Genomic DNA, 20,388 nt, shown 5'->3' with positions numbered 1-20,388 from the left:
TAGCGGATAGTCGGCCTTCGAATCTTCGCCGCACTGGCATACACTGCGCGGCCGTTTTTTAACCGGAACTCGAAAGACATGAAAAACGCATCCCCAGCCCGTGCCTGCGGCATCGACTTCGGCACGTCCAACTCCACCGTCGGCTGGCTGCGCCCCGGCATGGAAACGCTGATCGCGCTGGAGGACGACAAGATCACCCTGCCCTCGGTGGTCTTTTTCAACATCGAAGAACGCCGCCCGGTGTACGGCCGGCTGGCGCTGCACGAGTACCTGGAAGGCTACGAAGGCCGGCTGATGCGCTCGCTCAAGAGCCTGTTGGGTTCCAAGCTGATCAAGCACGACACCAGCGTTCTCGGCACGGCGATGCCGTTCAAGGACCTGCTCGGGTTATTCATCGGCCAGTTGAAGAAACGCGCCGAGACCGCTGCCGGCCGCGAATTCGAAGAAGTGGTGCTGGGCCGTCCGGTATTTTTCGTCGATGACGATGAGTTGGCCGACCAGGAAGCCGAAAACACCTTGGTCGATGTCGCCCGCGCCATCGGCTTCAAGGATGTTTCGTTCCAGTACGAGCCGATTGCCGCTGCGTTCGACTACGAGTCGACCATCGAAAAAGAAGAGTTGGTGCTGATCGTCGACATCGGCGGTGGTACGTCCGACTTCTCGCTGGTGCGTCTGTCGCCGGAGCGGCGCATGCACGACAACCGCCACGACGACATCCTCGCCACCGGCGGCGTGCACATCGGCGGGACCGATTTCGATAAGCAACTGAGCCTGCAAGGCCTGATGCCGCTGTTCGGCTACGGCAGCCGCATGAAAAGCGGCGCCTATATGCCGACCAGTCACCACATGAACCTGGCGACCTGGCACACCATCAACTCGGTGTATTCGCAGAAGTCGACCCTGGCGCTGGGCAGCATGCGCTACGACATCGAAGACACCGGCGGCATCGATCGCCTGTTCAAGCTGATCGACCAGCGCGCCGGGCACTGGCTGGCGATGGAAGTCGAGGAAACCAAGATTCAGCTGACCCACGCCGACAGCCGTCACGTGCCGCTGGACCGTATCGAACCGGGCCTGAGCGTGGAACTGACCCGCGCGCTGTTCGAATCCGCCATCAACAATCTGCTGGAGCGCGTGCGCAACAGCGTCACGCAACTGTTGAACGACGCCAACGTGCGGGTTGATCAGGTTGATACGGTGTTCTTTACCGGCGGTTCGAGCGGCATTCCGGCGCTGCGCAACAGCGTCTCGGCGATGCTGCCAAACGCGCGGCACGTTGAAGGGAACATCTTCGGCAGCATCGGCAGCGGTTTGGCGATTGAAGCAATGAAGCGCTACGGCTCGATGGACTGACCCGAAACCGAGTCGCGCCCTTCGCGGGCAAGCCTCGCTCCTACAGGATTTGTGCGATCCCCTGTGGGAGCGAGGCTTGCCCGCGAAGGCATCAGCTCAGGCACTACACCTTTAACTGATCAAACCATCCCCACCTGCTTCAGCTCACTCTTCAGGTACGCATAATAAATCGGCCCCGCCACCACGCCCGGCAGGCCGAATGCGGCCTCGAACACCAGCATTGCCAGCAGCAACTCCCACGACTTGGCACTGATCTGCCCGCCGACGATGCGCGCGTTGAGGAAGTATTCGAGCTTGTGGATAAAAATCAGATAACCCAGCGCCGCCACGGCGACCCAGATCGACAGTGACAAACCGACGATGGTGATCAGCGTGTTCGACATCAGGTTGCCGATCACCGGCAACAAGCCGAGCAGGAACGTCAGCACGATCAGGGTTTTGGTCAGCGGCAACTTGATGCCGAACATCGGCAGGATCACTGCCAGGAAGATCCCGGTGAAAAAGGTGTTGAGCAGGGAAATCTTGATCTGCGCAAAAACGATGTTGCGAAAGGCCTGGACCAGCAGGTGCAATCGGTCGAACAACGCGGCCGCCAGCGGTTTGCGTTTGGTCACGTCCGGCACCCGCTGCAACGCGATAATCGCGCCCAGCACCATGCCGATCAGCAATGTCACGAACATGTGCGCGGCGTCTTTGCCGACCAGTTGCAGGTCGCTGAGGTGTTTGCTCATCCACGCGCCGATGGCCACGCGAAATTCCGCAGCACTGGCCGGCAAGTAGGCGTCGATGAACGGCGGCAGTTGCCCGCGTGCGCGGTCGACCACGTGCATGAATTTGTCGAGGGAGGCGCCGGGGTTTTCCGCTTCGTGCAGCAGGAAGCTGATCGCGCCAGCGAAGATCAGTGCCAGCACGCTGACCACTAAAGTGCCGAGCAACGCCACCGCCAGCCACCGCGCGCGGCGACCTTCGATCAGGCGCTGCAATTGCGGGGTGAGCATGTTGACCAGTTCAAACACCAGCAAACCGGCCAGCAGGCTTGGCAGCAAGCGCAACGGCAGCACCAGCAGCAACCCACCGAAAATGATGATCCAACTGATGAACAGCAAGACTTGGCGTTGAGAAAACGTTGGCATACAGCCTCAAAACGAACGGCGTAAAAGGACCGGCAGTCTGCCAGCGTTCCGGGATCAGCACTAGGAAATGTGCAGGGCGAGCTGACGGACGCCATCGCGAGCAGGCTCACTCCTACAGGGGACCGCGCCGGCCGCGGCAAAACCTGTCAAATGCAGGAGCGAGCCTGCTCGCGAAGGCAGACTCACATTCAACATCTGATTCGCCTGACCCGACGCATTCGCGGGCAACCTGCTCCCACACCGAATTGTGCTTATCCGGATGGCTTACTTTTTCTTCAAACAATCACTCATGAAGGTTTTGCGCGCATCGCCCGTGAGCGCTTTGGTCTTGGCGTCGGCGTTGCAGGTTTTCATTTTCTCTTGCTGCGGCGTCAGGACTTTTCCGTCATTGGCCGCTGGCGCCGCTTTCAGGCAGGTGCTCATGTAGGCCTTGCGCTCATCGCCCTTGAGACTTTTCGCAGTAGCGTCGGCATTGCAGGTGGTCATTTTGTTCTGCTGGGCGGTGGCGGCGAAGCCTTGGGAACAGAGCAGCAAACCGATCATCAACAAAGGCACACGCAACATCTTCATGGAGTTTTCTCCTTGTTGCCGCACCGATGGATGCGGCCTCGCCCTGAGTGTAGACAAAGCCTGTTACACCTTCCTGCCGTCGAGATGACTGCGCCGATATTGCTCCGGCGTGCACTCGGCCTGGCGTTGAAACATCGCGATAAACGCCGAACCGCTGCTATAGCCGAGGTCGAAGGCGATTTCCTGAATGCTGCGCGCGCTGCCGAGCGCTTCGATCGCCGCGAGAAAGCGCAGGCGCAGGCGCCATTCGCCGAAACTCATGCCCAATTCGCGAACAAACTGCCGCGCCAAGGTGCGCTCGCTGACGTGAATCTGCGCCGCCCATTCGGCCAATGGCCGGTTATCACTAGGCTCGGCCTGCAACGCTTCGAGGATCCCGAGCAGCCCCGGACTGCTGGCGTACGGCAAATAACAGGCATGCTCGGGCGCCTGCTGCAATTGGTCCACCAGCACTTGGGCGAGACGAACATCGGCGTCCTGCTCGGGAATCTTCACATCGCGGGCGGCGAAGTCCTTGAGGATTGCCTTGAGAATGTCGCTGATCGCCAGCGTGCACGCTTGCTGCGGCAACTCCCGGCACAGCGACGGCGCCAGGCACACCGCGCGGTAGTTGATCGGCTGGTTGCTGTAGAAGCTGTGCTCGGTGTGCGGCGGTACCCAAACCGCGTATTGCGGCGGCGACATGAACCGGCTGCTGCCGATTTCCATGTGCAGCACGCCGCTGGAGGAATATTCCAGCGTGCCCCACGGGTGGCGGTGCGCAGCGGCATATTCGTGGGTGTCGAAGTCGGCGTAGCGGAAGTACACCGGCGCCGGTAGCTCGCGGAAATCCAGAAGATCAATGTGTTTGCGGCTCATGCTGTCCGTCATCAGGGGCAGGTTGTCTGGATCGAAGTATAGGCGTGCATCCAGACAAGCGGATAATTGCCCTTCATTTACGTTCTGGTTGTTTGCGATGCAATACGCTTATCCCTTGCTGGCCATTTTCATCTGGGCCGGCAACACCGTGATCACAAAAATGTCGGCCGGGGCGATTTTCCCGGCCGAGATCGGTTTCTATCGCTGGCTGCTGGCCGGATTGCTGTTCACCCCTTTCATGCTCAAACCGGTGATCGCGCACTGGCCGAAGATCCGCGCTAACCTCGGCAAAATCTTCGTCCTCGGCGTGCTCGGCATGGCGGTTTATCAGAGCCTGGCCTACTTTGCGGCGACCCGGACTTCGGCGACCAACATGGGCATCATCCTGTCGCTGATGCCTTTGATGTCGCTGACCATGGCGATTATCAGCCTCGGCCAACGCCTGACCGCCGGCGCGTTGGCCGGTGCGGTGCTGTCGTTCGCCGGGGTGCTGGTGGTGGTGTCGTCCGGCAGCCTCGGCGTATTGCTTGAACACGGGGTAAATCTGGGCGACGCGATGATGTTGATCGCGACGCTGGCCTACGCGATTTACAACACTTTGCTGAAAAAATGGCAGCTGCGCCTGCCGCCGCTGGTGTTGCTGTACATGCAGGTGTGGGTGGCGGTGATTGTGCTGTTTCCGCTGTTCGCGGTGTCGCCGAAAATCGGCCTGACCGCGCAAAACATTCCGCTGGTGCTGTACGCGTGCCTGCTGGCGTCGATGGTCGCGCCGCTGGTGTGGATGCAAGCCGTGGCGCGCCTCGGCCCGAGCCGCACCACACTGTTTTTCAACCTGCTGCCGATCATCACCGCGTTGATCGCGGCGGTGGTTTTGCATGAGCAATTGGCGATGTATCACCTGGTGGGCGGGATGTTGACGCTGGGCGGCGTGATACTTTCCGAGCGCTGGACAACAGTGCTGGGCCGCAAGATTCGCGTCGCCTGACCTGACGCCATCGCGAGCAAGCTCACTCCCACAGGGATCCCCGAAATCCTGTAGGAGCAAGGCTTGCCCGCGAAGAACGATGACGCGGTCTGGATTCGCGTTGCCTGACCGGACGTCATCGCGAGCAGGCTCACTCCCACAGGGATCCCCGACAACCTGTAGGAGCAAGGCTTGCCCGCGAAGAACGATGACGCGGTCTGGATTCGCGTCGCCTGACCTGACGCCACCGCGAGCAGGCTCACTCCCACAGGGATCCCCGAAATCCTGTAGGAGCAAGGCTTGCCCGCGAAGAACGATGACGCGGTTTACACCCCCGCCGCTTTCAACCGCGCGGCGTGCTCCACAAACAGCCGCAGCGGCTGCGCGCCTTTGCCGACCAGGCCCAGCGACTGGTTGACGATGTCGAAGTGATCCATCGGGAAGTCGTCGCCAATCACCGTGCCGAGGTGCGAGCTGTAGCGCCCGACCATTCCGTCGCAATGCCCCGCTTCGCGCACGAAGGTTCTGGCGAACAACCGGCAACTGCGATTGGTCCCGTCAAACAAATTGCCGCCGCGATCGGTCTTGCCCGGCTGCAAGGTCCCGGACCACGAGTAATAACGCACGCCGCTGACCTCTTCCGGCCCCTGCCCGCCCCACGTGTCTGGCAACCCTTGTGGATAACGCTGATTGAACAGCGCCACCCCTGCGGTCGTCAGCGAATGGTGCGAGGCGGGAATGTCCACCGGCAACTTCGGCCCGTGATAACCAGTGTCCAGCAGCGCCATCACCGCGCCGATCACCCGCAGCAGCACGCCGAGCAAACGGCCTTTGGCGCTGTCCGCCGGGTAATGTTTTTGCAGGTAATCAGCCAACTCCGAGCCGTGATTCGGTCCGGCCACCGAGGTCACGGAAGCCACCAGATCCGGACGTTGCGCAGCCGCATAACGAGCTGTCAACGAGCCTTGGCTATGGCCGATCAAGTTGACCTTCTGCGCCCCGGTCTCGCGCAAAATCTCAGCAATTCGCGCCAGCAACTGCTCGCCTCGCACCTCGCTGGAATTGAGCGGCGACACCTGCACCGCGATCACCACCGCACCACCACGGCGCAGCGCCGCGATGATTCCGTACCAGTACGGATACAGCACCAGGCGAATAAACCCGAGCATTCCCGGGACCAGCACCAACGGGTAACGCGTTGCGCAATCTTGCGACATGGGCGGACATCCTTGTGATCAGTGAGATGACGCCAGAGCCGATGCAAGACCTCAGCCAGGCATCGCCAGCGTGCTCGCGCAGTTTATGCCATCCGCCCTGTTTCAACCCGGCCACGATCTACCCAACCGAGAGCACTTTCGGCGTCGGGCACAGCGCGTTCTGCGTGACCCAAGTCAACAAATGTTGACCGCTGGACCAATTTCATAAAACTTTCTGCCGCGCGTGTTACTCCCATCTTAAGTAGCGATCACGTCCCCGAGAGGCGTGACGCAAACCGGATTAGCCTCCAGGAGATCGAGATGAGCGACATGCATTTGTCTGACAAAAACACCCTGCGTCAGCGGGCCCGCCAGAACGTCGAAAACGGTGCCGTGACCGAAGGCTACAGCGCCGACCGCGAAGAAGTGCTGCGCCTGCTCAACGAATCGCTGGCCACCGAACTGGTCTGCGTGTTGCGCTACAAGCGCCACTACTTCATGGCCAACGGCGTGAAAGCGCACGTGGCCGCCGAGGAATTCCTCGAACACGCCAATCAGGAAGCCGAACACGCCGACCGTCTGGCCGAGCGCATCGTGCAGCTGGGTGGCGAGCCTGAGTTCAACCCCGACCTGCTGTCGAAGAACTCCCACGCCCAATACGTGGCGGGCAATACGCTGAAGGAAATGGTCTACGAAGACCTGGTCGCCGAGCGCATCGCCATCGACAGCTACCGCGAAATCATCCAGTACATCGGCGAGAAGGATCCGACCACTCGGCGCATCTTCGAAGACATCCTGGCCCAGGAAGAAGAGCACGCCGATGACATGGCGGACATTCTGAACGACCTGTAACACCTGATAGATCGCCTTCGCGGGCAAGCCTCGCTCCTACAGGGTCAACACCATACCTGTAGGAGCGAGGCTTGCCCGCGAAGGCGTTTTCATGAGCGCCGCAAAATGATCGTACCCACGATCCAGACCAGTTATTTGCTCGGCTTGACGGTCACCGGTGCCTTGCCTGCTTTCATCTGTTGCAGCAATGGCTCGCACTGGTTCGGTTCGCCGCCACTCGGTGCGATCAGCGCCAGCAAGCCTGCCGCCGGGGCAGCAATCACGCCCAACGCAACCATCCCCGCGCCACGCAGTACCAGCGGCACGGCTTTGACGCCGGCGTCCGGTTTGATGAATTTGCCGCGCACGTACAGCGGCGAACGCAGCGATATCAAGCGCCAGCCTTTCGATTCCGGCGTCACCGTCAGGTCCAGTTGCTCGGTGGCCATGTTGGCGTTGCCGTCGATGTAGATAATCGCGTTCTCGGTATCGAAGACGAACAACTGCGTGGTCGCCAGGCCGGTTTTGATATCAAAGTCAGCCGCCGCGCAATTGATCTTCACTTCCTTGTCGCCAAAGATCTTGCCGACCACGTAGTTGCCGACGTTAAGCCCCGCCAGTTCCATCAACTCACGGCTGATCGCGCCGTCATTGATCAACATTTTCAGTTTGCCGTTGGAGCTGCCCAACAACGCCGCGACGGAATTGCCGCGCCCGGCGATATTGGCGTCGCCATTCAGCTCACCGAAACTGGTTTTCATCGGTTCAAAGGTCGGGAACAGCTCCTTGAGCTTGAAGCCGCGTGCCGTCAGTTTTGCCTGGCCTTCCAGCGGTTCGGTGCGGCCATTCAGGCGAATCTGCGCATCCAGCTTGCCGCCGGCGACGCCGAAGCGCAGCGGTTCGAGGCTGAGCACGCCGTCGGTCAACACCACGTGGGTATAGAGGTCATTGAACGGCAGTTTCTCGCTGTGGACGATGCGTTTGCCGGTGAATTCGACATCGGCGTCCATGTCGCGCCAGCGCTCGGTCTTGAACTCCTCGACCGGCAACACCTTGTCCGTCGGCTGCTTGCTCTCGCCGCCACGGGCCTTTTGCTTGGCGTTGGAATCGGCACCAATCAGCGGCGCCAGATCGGCGAACAACAGTTGATTGGAGACCAGCGCGCCGCTGAGTTTCGGCCGAGGTTTGCTGGCGACATACGCCAGATCGCCATGGATATCGCTGTCGCCGATCTTGCCGTTGAAGCCTTCGTAGCGGAACTGCGCGCCGTTCGCGTCATGCAGTTTGGCGATCAAGTGACCGTCGGTGGCATACGGCGGCGAATCCGGCAGCGTCACGCCGGTCAGTGGATACAGATTGGCCAGGCTGCTGCCGGCGAGCTTCAGCCGCAGGTCCAAAGCACCCAGGTTGAGCGGATCAGTCAGCGTGCCTGCGAGCTCGACACGGGTATCGGCGATCTGCGCTTTCGCTTGCAGCGGAAACGGCTTGGCCGCGTCCTGCAAGGCGAGCAAACCGCCGATCTTGCCTTCGCCGGTGAGTTTCTGCTGGTGATATTGGCCTTTGACCTTGATCGCAAACGCGTAGTCCTGCGGCGCTGCGCCCTTCTCCACGGCAGTTTTCGCGGCTTTGTCACCGACGATGTCACTGAACGGAATCGGCTTGCCCAGCGGGTCGATCAACACGTCGAGCTGGGTTTTCAAACTCTGGTCGTCCAGCGTGACGTGGCCCTTGTCGAAACCGATGGCGCCGATGTCGACCACCCAATTTGACGGCTCGGCGTTCGGGTCTTTCGGGTCGAATTTGAACGTCCAGTTCGCGCGGCCATCGGCCAGGCGTTGCAGCTCGGCGTTGGGTTCGGTGAGGTCAATACGCGGGATGACCACGCGCTGCGCCAACAGGGCCAGCGGCGAGATGCGCAGTTCGACGCGCTTGAGCGTGACCATCTGCGGCTGTTTCGACCAATCCGGGTTGCCCAGGCTCAAGTCCTCGGCAACCACGTGCGGCCACGGCACCCATGAGCGCCAGCCGGCCTCATCAAGTTCACGGCGCCACACCACCGCAAGGTTGCCGTTGATGGCGAACGGTCGGTGCAGCTCTTCGGAAACTTTGGCGTTCAACGGCGGTTTGATCCGGTTCCAATCGAAGAACACGATGACCAAAACCAGGATCGCCAACAGCACGACAAGGGTGGAAAGGGTCCAGGTGATTATTTTAGAAGTGCGCGTCATTGCACAGGGCTCCTGAATACGACTGAGCGCCCTGACTGCGACGCATGTGTGAAACGTTAGGCCAGAACTGGCCTGCCATGAAATCTACGACTGAAAAACGCCGCTCAGGTTTAACCGGATTGGCGCTTAACGTTGAAATAATCCTCCGCCGACACAGTGCGCACGCTTCAAGCGTTACCGGTCCCGCACTGTTGTGCGGCGCGAATGGGTCGAAACTACCCACCTCGGTGCAAAACCGCCCGCCTGAAACGCCCGATCTAGAGCCTCTGCGCAGAACAATCAATTCTGTTGATTATTACCATTGCGTTTATGAACTTTTATATCGACTTATCGAGAGTAGCATTGCCCTCGTACCCAATTTATCGCCCTCCCAAGGAGCAACCCATCATGAAACGCCAATTACTGCTTAGTCTTACCCTCTCGATGCTGGCCAGCACTGCTTTCGCTCTGCCAGCCGCCGAACAAGCCACACCACAAGTCAAAGACAGCCACTCGGCTTACAGCCACACCGTAGCAGCCGACGGTTCGGACCGCACTCCACAAGGTCAGACCCTCGCTGAAGGTGGTAATGATCGCCTGAAAGAGAAAGGCTTGATCACCGAAGATGGCTACGACAAAACTCCACAAGGCCAGTCCGTTGCCGAAGACGGTTACGACAAAACTCCTCAAGGTCAGGCAGTCGCCGAAAACGGCCGCAACCGTCTTGAAGAAAAAGGTCTGGTTGAAGATGGCTACGACAAAACCCCACAAGGCCAAGCCGTTGCCGAAGGTGGTGGTGATCGTGTTATCGAACGCAACAGCGCAGTGAGCTGAGCCCATGGTGGCCCAGAAAAAAAGCCCAATCACCGGATTGGGCTTTTGCCTTTTATAGCCACACTCAATAGCGCCACCCTCGTTCCCCGCTGCAAACCCTGATTCCCGTTCGACGCCAGCAAAGCCGATTTGCTAGAGTGCGCCGCAGTCCTCTCCAGAAAACACTTTTGCGATGCTGCCCCGCGCCGAACAGAAACAACAGACCCGCAACGCCTTGATGGACGCCGCTCGGCATCTGATGGAGTGCGGCCGAGGATTCGGCAGCCTGAGCCTGCGTGAAGTGGCGAAAACCGCCGGGATCGTGCCCACCGGTTTCTACCGGCATTTTGCCGATATGGACGAATTGGGCCTGGTGCTGGTCAGCGAAGTCGGCCAGACCTTCCGCGAAACCATCCGCCTGGTACGCCATAACGAATTTGTCATGGGCGGCATCATCGATGCCTCGGTGCGGATCTTTCTCGATGTGGTCAGCGCCAACCGCTCGCAATTTCTGTTTCTCGCCCGCGAGCAGTACGGCGGCTCGATGCCGGTGCGTCAGGCGATTGGCCGTTTGCGCGAAGACATCAGTTCCGACCTCGCGGCCGACTTGTCGCTGATGCCGAAATTGCAGCATCTGGACCTCGCCGGGCTGAATGTCATGGCCGACCTTATCGTCAAAAGCGTGTTCGCAACCTTGCCGGACATTATTGATCCGCCCGTCCAGGCACTGCCCGAGCACCTGACACCTCAGGCGAAGATTACGCAGCAATTGCGTTTCATCTTTATCGGGCTGAAGCACTGGCAAGGCCTCGGCAGCACTGAATAAAAGATAAAACCGTAGGAGCGAGGCTTGCCCGCGAAGGCGTCGGCACATTCAACAATGATGTCGACTGGTAATCCGCTTTCGCGAGCAAGCTCTGCTCCTACAGGTTATTGCCAGTCAGAGTATCGCTAGCCCTTCTCCCGCATTTGGTGCATGAACAATTCTTCACGCACCAACATCGCTCAAATCCCCGCAACATCCTGCAACAACTACTATTCTCCGTCAGGGTTTTCCTACAGATCGTGCGATTGGCAAGCCCCTTGCTCTAACCAGAGCATTGTCCTTTGCTGGAAGCTTTCCGATGCTGGTGATTCATCGCAGAATCGACCCTCAACCCGTCTGGGCCGCCGAGTTGCACCTGACCTTCGAAGCCCGGAGCAAAAGTCGTTTGCGCTGTTTCAGTGCCGAACAGGAAGACGTCGGGTTGTTTCTGGAGCGCGGCCAACCGCCGCTGTATGACGGCGAATGCCTGCAGGCCGAAGATGGCCGAGTGGTGCGGGTTTGTGCGCGCCCCGAACAACTGCTCCATGTCACCTGCGCCAACAGCTTCGAACTGACCCGCGCGGCGTATCACTTGGGCAACCGCCACGTCGCGTTGCAGGTCGGTGACGGCTGGTTGCGTCTGCTCGACGACTACGTGCTCAAAGCCATGCTCGAACAGCTGAATGCCAATGTTGAAAACATCGAAGCGCCGTTCCAACCGGAACACGGCGCCTACGGTGGCGGCCATCATCATTCGCGGCACGGCGACGAAGATTTCAACTATCCGCCGAAACTGCACCAGTTCGGCGTGCGTTTATGAACCCAGCCTGGGCGCTGCTGCGCCTGGCCAGTCCGCAATTGCCGATTGGCGGCTACAGCTATTCGCAAGGCCTGGAAATGGCCGTGGATAACGGCCGCGTGACGGACGCCGAGAATGCGCGGCGCTGGATCAGTGATCAATTGTTGCTCAACCTTGCGCGTTTCGAAGCGCCATTGCTGCTCGCGCATTGCGTCGCCGCCGCCGACGACAATTGGTGCGAACTGTTGCAACGCTGCGAGGAGCACCGCGCCAGTCGCGAAACCCGTGAACTGCATCAGGAAAGTCGCCAGATGGGCTACTCGTTGCAGCAATTGCTCAATGGTTTGCCGGAACTCGACTTGCCGGCGCGGGCCTTTCTCGAACAACGCTCCGAGCCGCATCTGGCACTTGGCTGGGCCTTAGCCGCACGCGCCTGGGGCATCACGCCGCAAGACGCCTTGGCCGCGTGGCTGTGGAGTTGGCTGGAAAACCAGTTGGCGGTGCTGATGAAAACCCTGCCGCTGGGCCAGCAAGCCGCGCAACGCCTGACCAGCCAATTGCTGCCGCTGCTGCAACAAGCTCAGCAGCACGCAACGCGCATCAATCCCCAGCACGTGGGCAGCGCCGCATTCGGCCTGTCCCTGGCGTGCATGGGCCACGAACGCCAGTACAGCCGCCTGTTTCGCTCTTAGGGCGCTTTATTTTATTTCTGGAGAAGCACATGAACACACAACCTCTGCGCGTCGGTATCGGCGGCCCGGTCGGCTCCGGCAAAACCGCGCTGACCCTGGCCCTGTGCCTGGCGCTGCGCGAGCGCTATAACCTGGCCGTGGTCACCAACGACATCTATACCCGCGAAGACGCCGACTTTCTGGTGCGCAACGAAGCTTTGGCGCCGGAACGCATCATCGGCGTTGAAACTGGCGGCTGCCCGCACACGGCGATCCGCGAAGACGCCTCGATCAACCTCGAAGCCGTCGACCAGTTGAACCGGCGCTTTCCGGGGCTGGACCTGATCATCGTCGAGTCCGGTGGCGACAACCTCTCGGCAACCTTCAGCCCGGAGTTATCCGACCTGACCATCTACGTGATCGACGTTTCGGCCGGCGACAAGTTGCCGCGCAAGGGCGGACCGGGGATCTGCAAATCCGATCTGCTGGTAATCAACAAGGTCGACCTCGCACCGTTGGTGGGCGCCTCGCTGGAGTTGATGGACAGCGACACCAAGCGCATGCGCAACGGCAAACCATTTGTCTTCAGCAACCAGAAAACCGGCCTCGGCCTCGAAGACATCATCGCTTTCATCGAACGCCAGGGCTTGCTGACCGCAGCCTGATCACGACTTATCAACAAGGAAGCTTTTCCATGACACTCAAACGCATCCTCGGCGCCCTCGCCCTGCTGCTGACTCCGGCGATCGCTTTCGCCCATCCGGGCCACGGCGACAACGGCTTGATCGCCGGGATCAGCCACCCGATTTTCGGCCTCGATCACTTGCTGGCGATGCTCGCGGTGGGTTTGTGGGCAGCGCAGCAACAAGGCGCGGCGCGTTGGGCGCTGCCGTGCACGTTTGTCGGCACCATGCTGATCGGCGGGATGCTCGGTTTTGAAGGGCTGGAACTGCCGGCGCTGGAAAGCGGGATTGCCGCATCGGTGCTGGCGCTGGGCCTGGCCGTGGCGCTGGCGGTGCGTCCGCCGCTGAGCATGGCGGTCGGTGCGACGGCGTTGTTTGCGCTGTTTCATGGCGTGGCACATGGTCTGGAATTGCCCGAGATGTCCAGCCCATGGGCCTATGCCGGCGGTTTTGTGGTGGCGACTGCGGCGCTGCACGCGGCGGGTTATGCGCTGGTGCGCGTGTTGCCGACAGCGGCGGCGCCGGTGATTCGCGTTGCGGGCGCGGCGTCGGCGGCGACCGGGGTGTGGCTGCTGGCGGGCTGAGTTTTTATCTGCCCGCAACTGATCGTTCCCATGTTCTGCATGGGAACGATCAATGCGCTCACTCTGCTAACATGTCGCGCAATCGCCCCTGCCGTGACGACGCCAGCCAATGCTTTCTGTTTCCCGCTCTGCCTCCCAGCCTGAATTGACCGCCCTGTTCGCCTCGGTGCAACAGCATTTCGAGGACGTGATCGTGCCGCTCTGGCAAGGTCCCGGCTGGAACGCTGACATGGCGTTGCCGTATGAAGCGCTGGACGCCGAGCATCAGCCGTTGCCGCCGCAGCGCTATCGAGCGATGGCTTGCGCGCGTCAGCTGTACCTGTTTTCCAGCCTCATTGGCCAAGTGCCGGCGGCCGAAGAGCGCGCGGCGGCGCTGTTCCGCTCGTTGCAGCAGCATTTTCACGATGCCGAGCACGGTGGCTGGTTCTACAGCATCGATGCGCAAGGCGCGCCGCTGGATCAGCGCAAAGACCTCTACACCCACGCCTTCATCCTGTTCGCCTGCGCCCATTATTGGGACAAGGTGCGCGAGCCACTGGTGGAATCGGTGCTCAACGCCGCGCTGCAAGTCATCGCGCAACGTTTTGCCACGGCCGACGGTCTGTACGAAGCCTGCCTTGAGCGCGACTGGTCGTCGCTGCACAGCGGCCCGCTGCAAAACCCGCTGATGCATCTGGCCGAAGCCTTCCTCGCCACGCTGTCGGTGCGCGAAGACGCTGGCGCCGAGGACGCGCTGCTGAAGTTATGCACAGCCATGCAGGAGCAATTTGTCGATCCGCAGACCCGCGTGTTGCTGGAGAAACCGTTGGGCACTGTGGACAACTGGTTTGAGCCGGGGCATCAGTTCGAGTGGTATTTCCTGCTGGAGTCCTCGCCGTTGCTGCGCGGTTCGCAGCTGCATGAATCACTGGACCGGGCCTTCGCACTCACCGAGCGCCTGGGCGTCGATGAACACAGCGGCGCGGTGCTGGCGATGCTTGATCTGCAGGACGGTGGCCGCGCCAAGGACTCGACTCAACGTATTTGGGCGCAGGCTGAATACCTGCGCGCGCTGACGTTGCGCCCACACAGCGAAGCGCCGGTGCTGCGCCAGTTGCAGGCGCTGCAGCAGCGTTTCCTGCATGTCGGCGGCTGGTTCGAATGCCGCGATGAAGCGGGCGAAGTCAGCCGCAAGGACATGCCTTCGACCACGCCTTATCATTTGGCGACGTGTTATCGTGGGTTGGTCGAGTATTTGCGCTGACTGACAGATTGCTTTCGCGGGCAAGCCTCGCTCCTACAGGGAAATGCATTCCAATGTGGGAGCGAGCCTGCTCGCGATTGACCTCGAAGAGGTCTCTAAGCCCTCACGCAATCCACTTTCGATCCCCGGTAAAGCTGATGGTCAACCAACGCGCCGCATCGGCCTGACCCAGCTTCGCCGAAATCTCCTCGCGCAACGCATCCAGTTGCCCGACGCCCTGCAGCGGATAATCCGCCGGCAACACCACGTGAATCTCGATAAACCGCGCCCGCCCGTGCTTTTGCACGTAGGAGCTGTAGTCGTCGAAACCGTGCTCGACCTTCGCCGCTTCCATCACCTGGCGCACTTTGTCGTCGAGTTGATCCGGGGCAATCCCCAGCACGTCGCGCAGCGCCGGACGCAGAATCTTGAACGCCGGCGGCAGCATGCTCAGCGCCAGTACGATCAGGATCAGCGGGTCGACATACACCGCCCACTCGTTGTAACCCTGCGAGGTCAGCAGCAGCGCCGTGAGGAAACTCACCAGCAGCCCGACCGAGAGCATGGCGTCGACCAGCCAACTGATGTTGTCGAACTGGATCAGCGTAGATCTGAGCTTGCGGTTGCGATGGCGAACGTAGAAGAAATAGGCGAACTCAACCACGGTAAACACCGCAGCGTAGATGATCACCAGCCCCAGCTCGATCTCGCGGCCACCATTGATGATGCCGAACACGCCATTAAGGAACGCGTAAATCGCAATCAGGAACAGGAAACTGCCTTCGATCAGCAACACCATCGGCTCCAGGTGCCAATAGCCGAACTGGAAGCGGTGGTTACTTTCTTTGGCGATAAGTTTGGCGGTGATCAGCATCAGGACCTTGATGAAGGTCGCGATCAAAGAGAAAAAACCATCGAACAGGATGGATTGGGCACCTGAAACAAAACCGGTCACGATCCCGGCGATCGCCACGGCGAACATCAGGATGGTCGATTGTTTGAGCAGCGACTGCTCACCTCGGTTACTCACGTAGCCTCCTCTGAAAACTGGGTTGTGGGCAGGGAGTCTACCTGATGTGCGGTTGTCGCCTGTTATGGCCTCATCGCGAGCAAGCTCGCTCCCACAGGGGTTATCGGTCGTGCCCATCCCGGCGCACGCCACCCAACCTGTGGGAGCAGAGCTTGCTCGCGATGGCCGTTACCCGGTCTTACGCCTTGCCACCATTGCGCTCAATCGCAAAACCGGCCCAGCTCTGGCTCACCGGCATCAGCTCCAGACTGTTGATGTTGATGTGCGCCGGCGCGTTCATGACCCAGAAAATGGTCTCGGCAATGTCCTGCGGCTGGATCGGCTCGGCGCCGGCGTACGTGGCGTCGTAACGCTCCTTGTCACCGGCAAAACGCACCAGCGAAAACTCGCTCTCGCACAGCCCCGGCTCGATATTGCTGACGCGTACGCCAGTGCCTTGCAGGTCGCAGCGCAGGTTCACCGAGAACTGTTTGACGAACGCCTTGCTCGCGCCATACACGTGGCTGCCCGGATACGGGTAGTTGCCGGCGACCGAGCCAAGGTTGACGATGCCGGCGCCACGACCATGGGCAATCAGGCGCGGCAACAGCAGCCGAGTGCTGTACATCAGGCCTTTGATGTTGGTATCGACCATGGTGTCCCAGTCGTCCAGATCACACTTGGGCGCCGGGTCCACGCCGAGTGCCAGGCCGGCGTTGTTGATCAGCCCGCGCAGCTTGGCGAAGGATGGCGGCAGGTTGGCAATCGCCTCCTCCATCGCCTTGCGATCGCGCACGTCGAGCACCAGGCCATGCACTTCGGTCTGCTTCGACAGCTCGGCGCACAGGGCGTTAAGGCGCTCTTCACGACGGCCGGTCAGCACCAGTTTCCAGCCAGCCTCGGCAAAACGACGGGCACAGGCTTCGCCAAAACCGGACGTTGCGCCGGTGATAAACAGGGTGTTGGACATCGTGTTCTCCTTGCTTCGGCTGACCGGCAGCCATTGGAATAGAAAATCAGCGGCCAGCATGCCCGCGCGCGCCGTCAGCGGCAACCTTGTTGCCGGGAGTTTTCTGTACGAAAAACGATCAACCGGCGCAACGCCTTGTGCGTCGTGGCTTGCAGCCATGTGCGCGCACGTTATCCACAGGCCGGTCCACAGTCTTTGGGGGCAAGTGCAAAAGCTGCAAGCCGCTGTGTATAAGGCTTTGCGGGCAGAATCGAAAGTTTTTCGCTTGACCCTGAACACCCCACCGTGTAGCCCATGGCATTTTGCACGATCGACCGGTCGAACCAACGATGGCGCCAAGCCAGTAACGACGGCCCTCAGCGCAGTCTTTCCAGAGTTTAACCACAGACTTATCCACAGGCTGACCCACAGCGAATTCGGCCGTTTTGACCCTCAACAAAAAGGTTGACAACAGCCGCTGTCAGTCCCGCAAAAACGCCTGATCAAAAAACAACCATCCTTCTGCAAGCCACGGTTTGCAAGGCCTGTAGCCAGCTACTCCCACGTTATTCACAGCCAGCTCCACAGCAAACGGGGACAAGTCAAAAGCGTGACAAAACAACTATTTGCAGCGGCTTTATGTCGCGGTTTCAGAGCATGTGAATATTGTTTTCCACAATTTCGCAAAAGCCCTGCGCGGACACCTGTAGGAGTGAGCCTGCTCGCGATGCGCAGGCTCAGGCGCCGCGATATCGACTGGTAAGACGCCATCGCGAGCAGGCTCACTCCTACGGGGGATTTTCAGTGTATTGAAGGCGTAAAAAAGCCCCGGCGATTGCTCGTCGGGGCTTTTCTGTCTCAGCAGCGTACCGTCAGTGTCCGCCGAGGTAAGCGTTGCGCACCTCTTCGTTGACCAGCAATTCCTTGCCGGTGCCGGTGAGACGAATCTCGCCGTTGACCATCACGTACGCGCGGTCCGACAGCTTCAGCGCGTGGTTGGCGTTCTGCTCGACCAGGAAGATCGTCATCCCGGTTTTCGCCAGTTCGCGCAACGTCGCGAAAATCTGTTTCACCACAATCGGCGCCAGGCCCAGGCTCGGTTCATCCAGCAACAACAACTTCGGTCGGCTCATCAGCGCACGCGCGATGGCGAGCATTTGCTGTTCGCCGCCGGACATGGTCATGGCCCTCTGGGTGCGCCGCTCTTCGAGCCGTGGAAACAGCTCGAACATCCGTTGCATGTCTTCCTTGGCGTACTTGTCGCCGATGGGAATGGTGCCCATCAGCAGGTTTTCCTCGACGGTCATGTCGGGGAACACCCGCCGCCCTTCCGGCGATTGCGCGATGCCGTGCGAGGCGATGTAGTGCGACGACTTGTGGGTGATGTCCACGCCTTGGTAGATGATTTGCCCGCTCGCCGCCCGTGGCTGGCCGAAGATCGACATCAGCAGGGTCGACTTGCCGGCGCCGTTGGAGCCGATCAGGCTGACGGTTTCACCTTCGTTGATTTGCAGCGAGACTTTTTTCAGGGCCTGGATCGGCCCGTAAAACACATCCAGATCCTTCAGTTCGAGGATGGGTTGGCTCATAGCACCACTTCCTCTTCATCCGCGCCCAGGTAGGCCGCGATCACTTTCGGGTCATTGCGAATCGCCTCGGGGCCGCCCTCGGCAATGACGATACCGTGGTCGAGTACCACGATGTGGTCGGAAATGCTCATGACCATGCCCATGTCGTGTTCGATCAGCACCACGGTCAGGTCGTGCTCGTCGCGCAACAACCGGATCATCGCGCTCAGCGCTTCGGTTTCCTGCGGGTTGAGGCCCGCTGCCGGTTCGTCGAGGCAGATGATCTGCGGCCGCGTGCACATGGCCCGGGCGATTTCCAGACGACGTTGCTGACCGTAGGACAATTCGCCAGCCAGACGGTTGGCGCAGTCCACCAGGTCCACCACTTCCAGCCAATAGAAGGCGTGGTCCAGCGCATCGCTTTCAGCCTTGCGATAGCCCTTGGTGTTGAGGATGCCGGCGAGCATGTTGCGGTTGACCCACATGTGCTGCGCCACCAGCAGGTTTTCCAGCACCGACATTTCCTTGAACAGGCGAATGTTCTGGAACGTGCGCGCCAGGCCTGCGCGGTTCACCAGGTGGGTGCCGCCGAACATCTTGTAGTACATGCGACTGAGAAAAGATTTCGGCGAAACGAAATCCACCGCTTTGAACGATTCACCGAGCAACTGGATGACGTTGGTTTGCTGGCCACGCACGTTGAGTTCGATCTTGCCGCCCGAGGCCTTGTAGAAACCGGTCAGGCAGTTGAACACCGTGGTTTTGCCGGCGCCGTTGGGGCCGATCAGGGCGAAGATCGAGTTGCGGTGGACTTTCAGGCTGACATCGCTCAATGCCTTGATGCCGCCGAAGTGCATCATCAGTTTCTCGACCGAGAGTACGACTTCGCTCATGGCGCTACTCCTTTACGCGGTGTCACACCGGTACGACTGATCCGGATCAAGCCACGCGGGCGCCAGATCATCATCAACACCATCAGGATGCCGAACAGCAACACTCGATATTCGGCAAAGCCGCGCAGCAGTTCCGGGGCAACGGTCAGCACGAACGCTGCGATCACCACGCCGATGGTCGAGCCCATACCGCCGAGAACGACGATGGCGAGGATCAGTGCCGATTCGAAGAAGGTGAACGAGGTCGGGTTGACGAAGCCTTGGTAAGTCGCAAAGAACACCCCGGCCAGACCCGCCGTCGAAGCGCCGATGGTGAACGCCGAGAGCTTCACCAGCACGTGGTTCAGGCCCATCGAGCGGCAGGCGATTTCGTCTTCACGCAGCGCTTCCCAGGCGCGGCCGACCGGCATTTTGACCAACCGATGCTTGATGTACAGCACGGCCAGAACCACCAGGAACAACACCGCGTAAATGAAGTAATACTTCACGTCCGGGTTGTAGGCGATGCCGAAGAACTCATGGAACGGGACGCCGCCCTCCTTCGCACGTTTGCCGAATTCGAGGCCGAAGAATGTCGGCAACGGTGCCGCCATGCCATTCGGGCCGCCGGTCAGCGACAGCCAGTTGTTGAGCACCAGACGGATGATTTCACCGAAACCCAACGTCACGATGGCCAGGTAGTCACCGTGCAGTCGCAACACCGGAAACCCGAGGATACAACCGGCCAGGCCCGCAGTGATCGCCGCCAGTGGCAGCACGGTCCAGAAGCCCAAGCCGAGGTATTGATAACCGAGTGCCAGACCGTAAGCGCCAATCGCGTAGAACGCCACGTAACCCAGATCGAGCAGCCCGGCCAGACCGACCACGATGTTCAGGCCCAAGCCCAGCAACACGTAGATCAAACCGAGAATGACCACGCCCAGCAGGTAGGAGTTGGAGAAAAACGGGAACACCACGGCGACGACGATCAGGATCGGAATGATCCAGCGCAGTCGGGTTTTGTAATCGGGCGGCAGTACATGAACCCCGGAGCCAGTGCTTTCAAAGCCTTCGAGAATGCGCAGGCCTTTTGACGTTTGCAGGAACAGGCTCAGGGCAAACCGACCAGCCATGACGATGGCGACAATCCACGCCACGCGCGTGGTTTCCAGGTTGAAGCCGTAGCCGTCGAGGACCACGCCGACAATCGGGCCGAACACAATCAGGGCAACAAGGCCGGCAAGAATCGCGTCAACCAGGCTTTTTTTGACATCAATGCTTTTTTGAGTGGTTGAAGACAT

The 20,388-nt window shown here is 60.1% G+C and carries 20 protein-coding genes; 10 read left to right on the top strand and 10 right to left on the bottom strand.

Annotation, left to right across the window (positions count from 1 at the left end; translation table 11 throughout):
• The first annotated feature begins 78 nt into the window (after positions 1-78).
• Positions 79-1,353: an Hsp70 family protein gene (locus tag FBY12_RS20455; RefSeq protein WP_092273985.1), complete on the top strand. Its 1,275-nt coding sequence runs from the start codon at positions 79-81 to the stop codon at positions 1,351-1,353.
• A gap of 119 nt (positions 1,354-1,472) precedes the next feature.
• Here the strand turns inward: FBY12_RS20455 and FBY12_RS20450 are convergent, their stop codons facing one another.
• The 3 genes from FBY12_RS20450 to FBY12_RS20440 form a co-directional block, all read right to left on the bottom strand.
• Positions 1,473-2,486 carry an AI-2E family transporter gene (locus FBY12_RS20450; protein WP_121732912.1) on the bottom strand — a complete coding sequence of 338 codons (1,014 nt, stop codon included), beginning with the start codon at positions 2,484-2,486 and terminating at the stop codon, positions 1,473-1,475.
• A gap of 264 nt (positions 2,487-2,750) precedes the next feature.
• Positions 2,751-3,056 carry a PsiF family protein gene (locus tag FBY12_RS20445; protein WP_092273991.1) on the bottom strand — a complete coding sequence of 102 codons (306 nt, stop codon included), beginning with the start codon at positions 3,054-3,056 and terminating at the stop codon, positions 2,751-2,753.
• Positions 3,057-3,119: 63 nt separating this feature from the next.
• Positions 3,120-3,914: a helix-turn-helix transcriptional regulator gene (locus FBY12_RS20440; protein WP_178111778.1), complete on the bottom strand. Its 795-nt coding sequence runs from the start codon at positions 3,912-3,914 to the stop codon at positions 3,120-3,122.
• Positions 3,915-4,011: 97 nt separating this feature from the next.
• Between FBY12_RS20440 and FBY12_RS20435 the strand changes: the two genes are divergently transcribed.
• Positions 4,012-4,899, top strand: coding sequence for a DMT family transporter (locus tag FBY12_RS20435; protein WP_145255354.1), 888 nt, complete (start codon positions 4,012-4,014; stop codon positions 4,897-4,899).
• A 305-nt stretch (positions 4,900-5,204) separates the two neighbouring features.
• Here the strand turns inward: FBY12_RS20435 and FBY12_RS20430 are convergent, their stop codons facing one another.
• Positions 5,205-6,095, bottom strand: coding sequence for a triacylglycerol lipase (locus FBY12_RS20430; protein ID WP_145255351.1), 891 nt, complete (start codon positions 6,093-6,095; stop codon positions 5,205-5,207).
• A gap of 300 nt (positions 6,096-6,395) precedes the next feature.
• Here FBY12_RS20430 and FBY12_RS20425 point away from each other — a divergent pair, with 300 nt between their 5' ends.
• Positions 6,396-6,926: a bacterioferritin gene (locus FBY12_RS20425; protein ID WP_121732908.1), complete on the top strand. Its 531-nt coding sequence runs from the start codon at positions 6,396-6,398 to the stop codon at positions 6,924-6,926.
• 131 nt (positions 6,927-7,057) lie between these two features.
• Here the strand turns inward: FBY12_RS20425 and FBY12_RS20420 are convergent, their stop codons facing one another.
• Positions 7,058-9,133 carry an AsmA family protein gene (locus FBY12_RS20420; RefSeq protein WP_145255348.1) on the bottom strand — a complete coding sequence of 692 codons (2,076 nt, stop codon included), beginning with the start codon at positions 9,131-9,133 and terminating at the stop codon, positions 7,058-7,060.
• 387 nt (positions 9,134-9,520) lie between these two features.
• Here FBY12_RS20420 and FBY12_RS20415 point away from each other — a divergent pair, with 387 nt between their 5' ends.
• The 7 genes from FBY12_RS20415 to FBY12_RS20385 all read left to right on the top strand — a co-directional run bounded on the left by FBY12_RS20415 (position 9,521) and on the right by FBY12_RS20385 (position 14,710).
• Complete coding sequence (locus FBY12_RS20415) at positions 9,521-9,946, top strand: hypothetical protein (RefSeq protein ID WP_121732906.1); 426 nt, start codon at positions 9,521-9,523, stop codon at positions 9,944-9,946.
• A 172-nt stretch (positions 9,947-10,118) separates the two neighbouring features.
• Positions 10,119-10,751, top strand: a complete 633-nt coding sequence (locus tag FBY12_RS20410) for a TetR family transcriptional regulator (protein WP_121732905.1) — start codon at positions 10,119-10,121, stop codon at positions 10,749-10,751.
• A 298-nt stretch (positions 10,752-11,049) separates the two neighbouring features.
• Positions 11,050-11,550, top strand: coding sequence for an urease accessory protein UreE (gene ureE / locus FBY12_RS20405; RefSeq protein WP_145255345.1), 501 nt, complete (start codon positions 11,050-11,052; stop codon positions 11,548-11,550).
• Entirely contained in the window at positions 11,547-12,221 is a 675-nt protein-coding gene (locus FBY12_RS20400) for an urease accessory protein UreF (protein ID WP_145255342.1), read from the top strand. The genes ureE and FBY12_RS20400 overlap by 4 nt, the downstream gene beginning before the upstream one ends.
• Before the next feature lie 29 nt (positions 12,222-12,250).
• Positions 12,251-12,865 carry an urease accessory protein UreG gene (ureG, locus tag FBY12_RS20395; RefSeq protein ID WP_092274021.1) on the top strand — a complete coding sequence of 205 codons (615 nt, stop codon included), beginning with the start codon at positions 12,251-12,253 and terminating at the stop codon, positions 12,863-12,865.
• A gap of 29 nt (positions 12,866-12,894) precedes the next feature.
• Entirely contained in the window at positions 12,895-13,467 is a 573-nt protein-coding gene (locus FBY12_RS20390; RefSeq protein WP_145255339.1) for a HupE/UreJ family protein, read from the top strand.
• A gap of 109 nt (positions 13,468-13,576) precedes the next feature.
• Positions 13,577-14,710, top strand: coding sequence for an AGE family epimerase/isomerase (locus FBY12_RS20385; RefSeq protein ID WP_145255336.1), 1,134 nt, complete (start codon positions 13,577-13,579; stop codon positions 14,708-14,710).
• A gap of 103 nt (positions 14,711-14,813) precedes the next feature.
• Here the strand turns inward: FBY12_RS20385 and FBY12_RS20380 are convergent, their stop codons facing one another.
• The 5 genes from FBY12_RS20380 to livM all read right to left on the bottom strand — a co-directional run bounded on the left by FBY12_RS20380 (position 14,814) and on the right by livM (position 20,388).
• Entirely contained in the window at positions 14,814-15,719 is a 906-nt protein-coding gene (locus FBY12_RS20380) for a cation diffusion facilitator family transporter (RefSeq protein ID WP_145255333.1), read from the bottom strand.
• Positions 15,720-15,897: 178 nt separating this feature from the next.
• On the bottom strand, positions 15,898-16,668 hold the full coding sequence (locus FBY12_RS20375; protein ID WP_121732899.1) for an SDR family oxidoreductase: 771 nt from the start codon (positions 16,666-16,668) through the stop codon (positions 15,898-15,900).
• Between the two features lie 851 nt (positions 16,669-17,519).
• Positions 17,520-18,236, bottom strand: a complete 717-nt coding sequence (locus FBY12_RS20365) for an ABC transporter ATP-binding protein (protein WP_145255330.1) — start codon at positions 18,234-18,236, stop codon at positions 17,520-17,522.
• Positions 18,233-19,108: an ABC transporter ATP-binding protein gene (locus FBY12_RS20360; RefSeq protein ID WP_092274039.1), complete on the bottom strand. Its 876-nt coding sequence runs from the start codon at positions 19,106-19,108 to the stop codon at positions 18,233-18,235. Before FBY12_RS20360 ends, FBY12_RS20365 begins: the two co-directional genes overlap by 4 nt.
• Positions 19,105-20,388, bottom strand: a complete 1,284-nt coding sequence (gene livM, locus FBY12_RS20355) for a high-affinity branched-chain amino acid ABC transporter permease LivM (protein ID WP_092274042.1) — start codon at positions 20,386-20,388, stop codon at positions 19,105-19,107. The genes FBY12_RS20360 and livM overlap by 4 nt, the downstream gene beginning before the upstream one ends.

Origin of the sequence: Pseudomonas sp. SJZ131 (assembly GCF_007828705.1) — a bacterium.
Lineage (GTDB): Bacteria > Pseudomonadota > Gammaproteobacteria > Pseudomonadales > Pseudomonadaceae > Aquipseudomonas > Aquipseudomonas prosekii.
Note: the sequence above shows the minus strand (reverse complement) of the source record. Positions and strands in the feature narration are given on the sequence as shown.